At 60.0% G+C, this 3,454-nt stretch carries 4 protein-coding genes and 1 pseudogene; all 5 read left to right on the forward strand.

Annotated elements, in window-relative coordinates:
- Positions 1 to 206 (forward strand): annotated as a pseudogene (locus ACQKPZ_RS28050) (30S ribosomal protein S6); the annotation flags it as partial.
- Between the two features lie 28 nt (positions 207 to 234).
- Positions 235 to 465 carry a 30S ribosomal protein S18 gene (gene rpsR / locus ACQKPZ_RS28055; RefSeq protein WP_003249563.1) on the forward strand — a complete coding sequence of 77 codons (231 nt, stop codon included), beginning with the start codon at positions 235 to 237 and terminating at the stop codon, positions 463 to 465.
- A gap of 33 nt (positions 466 to 498) precedes the next feature.
- Complete coding sequence (locus ACQKPZ_RS28060) at positions 499 to 1,362, forward strand: hypothetical protein (RefSeq protein ID WP_403197442.1); 864 nt, start codon at positions 499 to 501, stop codon at positions 1,360 to 1,362.
- Positions 1,363 to 1,382: 20 nt separating this feature from the next.
- Positions 1,383 to 1,829, forward strand: coding sequence for a 50S ribosomal protein L9 (rplI, locus tag ACQKPZ_RS28065; protein WP_003249568.1), 447 nt, complete (start codon positions 1,383 to 1,385; stop codon positions 1,827 to 1,829).
- Positions 1,830 to 1,941: 112 nt separating this feature from the next.
- Complete coding sequence (gene dnaB / locus ACQKPZ_RS28070; protein ID WP_079230614.1) at positions 1,942 to 3,339, forward strand: replicative DNA helicase; 1,398 nt, start codon at positions 1,942 to 1,944, stop codon at positions 3,337 to 3,339.
- Positions 3,340 to 3,454: the final 115 nt, after the last annotated feature.

Consider the following 3,454-nt stretch of genomic DNA (forward strand, 5'->3'; position numbering starts at 1 on the left):
TGGAAGACAACTTCCGCTACAACGATGCCGTTATCCGTAACCTGGTCATCCGTCGCGACGAAGCCGTTACCGGTCAGTCCGAGATGCTGAAGGCTGAAGAAAACCGCAGCGAGCGCCGTGAGCGTCGTGAGCGTCCTGAGCATGCTGACTCCGCCGAAGGCGACGACAGCAATGACAGCGACTCCAGCGATAACGCTGACGAGTAATCCACGGACCTTTAGAGGAGCCTATTAAATGGCACGTTTCTTCCGTCGTCGTAAATTCTGCCGCTTCACTGCTGAAGACGTGAAAGAGATCGACTTCAAAGATCTCAACACCCTGAAAGCTTACGTATCCGAAACCGGCAAGATCGTTCCAAGCCGTATCACCGGTACCAAAGCTCGTTATCAGCGTCAGCTGGCTACCGCTATCAAGCGCGCCCGCTTCCTGGCCCTGCTGCCCTACACCGACAGCCACGGCCGCTGAGACCGGGTCGTCGACAAGCAGTAAGGGATTAGCATGCGAGCGTTAGCAAGTTTCATCATGCGCGGTCGTGTGCAGGCCACCCTCGTGGTGGTCATCAGCGCGGTACTGCCGCTGCTGTTCTGGTTGAGTGCCGCTGCCGGCAGCCTTGTGCTGCTGCGGCGTGGGTTCAAGGATGCTACATCGGTCATCGCTGGCGGCTTGCTCGCCGGGCTGGCCGTGTGGGTCATGGGCGATCCCATCACCTTTCTGGTGATGGCGGGTGCCCTGGCCCTGGCCGCCATGTTGCGTGCCGAGCACCCCTGGAGCCGGGTGTTGCTCGCCAGTGCCGTGTTCGCCGTGGCGTTTAGCCTCGTGCTTGATCTGGCGCTGGCGCAAACCTTCGATGTGCTGGCCAAGGCGTTTGCCGAAGCCATGCCGAAAGTCGACGGGCAACCGGTGCTCTCCGGTGAGCTGATCCGCCCTGTGCTGGTCGCCTCCACAGCAGTGACGGTGCAATTGTTCAGTGTGCTGGCGTTGATGCTGGCGCGCTACTGGCAGGCAGCGTTGTACAACCCTGGAGGCTTTGGTCGCGAGTTTCGCGAACTGAAGTTGCCGAAACAGACCATGGCGGTCTTGTTGGCAGTGATGGTGGTGGCGCCGTTTATCGGCCCGCAGTTCATCATCCTGGCATCAGCGTCCAGCCTGGTACTGGTGCTGGCCGGCATCGCCTTGATGCACGGGCTGGTGGCACAGGGCCGACTGGCCGGTTTCTGGCTGGTGGGCATGTACGTAACGTTGCCGCTGATCATGCAGCTGATTTATCCGTTGCTGGTGGTTTTGGCCATTGTCGACAGCCTGATTGATTTTCGCGGTCGCAAGTCCCCCAAGGGGAATGACTCCGCGAACGGTGAAGGTTAAAAGTTAAGAGGTTTTACCAAATGGAACTGATCCTGCTGGAAAAAGTCGCTAACCTGGGCAACCTGGGCGACAAAGTAAAAGTTAAGGCTGGTTACGGCCGTAACTTCCTGCTGCCATTCGGCAAGGCCACCGTTGCCAACGCCGCCAACCTGGCTGCGTTCGAAGAGCGTCGCGCCGAGCTGGAAAAAGCAGCCGCTGACAAGAAAGCTTCGGCTGAAAGCCGCGCTGCCCAACTGGCCGAGCTGGAAGTGACCATCACTGCCACCGCTGGCGACGAAGGCAAGCTGTTCGGTTCGATCGGCACCCACGACATCGCTGACGCTCTGACCGCCTCCGGCGTTGAAGTAGCCAAGGCTGAAGTTCGTCTGCCGAACGGCACCATCCGTCAGGTTGGCGAATACGACGTAGCCGTGCACCTGCACAGCGACGTTGAAGCCACCGTACGCGTGGTTGTCGTAGCTGCCTAAGCTGCGCTGACCGGCTGGCTCCTTGCGGGCCAGGCGGTTAACATCGGGCACGGTCCTGTTTTTACAGGCCGTGCCCTTTGTTTTTTTCGTCCTCCAGAATTCTTTCGTGGCCATGAACGAGATTACCAATTCCGAACAGCTAGACCTGCAAACCGCAGCCCTTAAGGTGCCGCCGCATTCCATCGAGGCCGAACAGGCCGTGCTCGGTGGCCTGATGCTGGACAACAACGCCTGGGAGCGAGTGCTGGATCAGGTGTCGGACGGCGACTTCTACCGGCATGACCACCGCTTGATCTTCCGTGCCGTGCACAAGTTGGCCGACGCCAACCAGCCATTCGACGTGGTGACCCTGCACGAGCAACTGGATAAAGAAGGCCTCTCTTCGCAAATCGGCGGCCTGGCGTACCTGGCCGAGCTGGCCAAGAACACCCCGTCGGTAGCCAACATCAAGGCCTACGCCGCGATCATTCGCGAGCGGGCCACGTTGCGCCAGCTGATCAGTATCAGCACCGACATCGCTGACAACGCCTTCAACCCGCAAGGGCGCAACGCCGAAGAGATTCTCGACGACGCCGAGCGGCAGATCTTCCAGATCGCCGAGGCCCGCCCGAAAACCGGCGGCCCGGTAGGGGTCAACGAGCTGTTGACCATGGCCATTGACCGTATCGATACGCTGTTCAACTCCGACAGTGATATCACCGGTATTTCCACCGGTTACACCGACCTGGACGAGAAAACCAGCGGCTTGCAAGCGGCTGACCTGATCATCGTCGCGGGTCGTCCGTCGATGGGTAAGACCACCTTCGCCATGAACCTGGTGGAAAACGCCGTGCTGCGCAGCGAAAAGGCGGTGCTGGTGTTCTCCCTCGAGATGCCAGGTGAATCGCTGATCATGCGTATGCTCTCGTCCCTTGGCCGAATCGACCAGACCAAGGTGCGTTCCGGCCAGCTGGACGACGACGACTGGCCGCGCCTGACCTCGGCAGTGAACCTGCTCAACGACCGCAAGCTGTTCATCGACGATACCGCCGGCATCAGCCCGTCGGAAATGCGGGCGCGTACCCGTCGCCTGGCGCGTGAGCACGGTGAAATCGGCATGATCATGGTCGACTACCTTCAGCTCATGCAGATCCCGGGTTCGGCCGGTGACAACCGCACCAACGAAATTTCCGAGATCTCCCGCTCGCTCAAGGCCCTGGCCAAGGAATTCAACTGCCCGGTCATCGCCCTGTCCCAGCTGAACCGCTCCCTGGAACAGCGCCCGAACAAACGCCCGGTGAACTCCGACTTGCGTGAATCCGGTGCAATCGAGCAGGACGCCGACGTGATCATGTTCGTGTACCGCGACGAGGTGTACCACCCCGAGACCGAGCACAAGGGCGTGGCGGAAATCATCATCGGTAAACAGCGTAACGGCCCTATCGGCTTCGTGCGCCTGGCGTTTATCGGCAAGTACACCCGCTTCGAGAACCTCGCGCCGGGCATGTACAACTTCGATGATGATGAATAACTCATTGAGCTAGCAGGGCCCCCTGTAATCGATGGACTCGCCCCCGCCGAGGCATCACAGTGCCACGGTGGCGTTCGAAGAAGCCAACGGCAGCGAGGGCGAGACCATGAAAAAG

The sequence above is a fragment of the Pseudomonas sp. NPDC089547 genome (assembly GCF_050280665.1).
In the GTDB taxonomy this organism is placed as follows: Bacteria; Pseudomonadota; Gammaproteobacteria; order Pseudomonadales; family Pseudomonadaceae; genus Aquipseudomonas.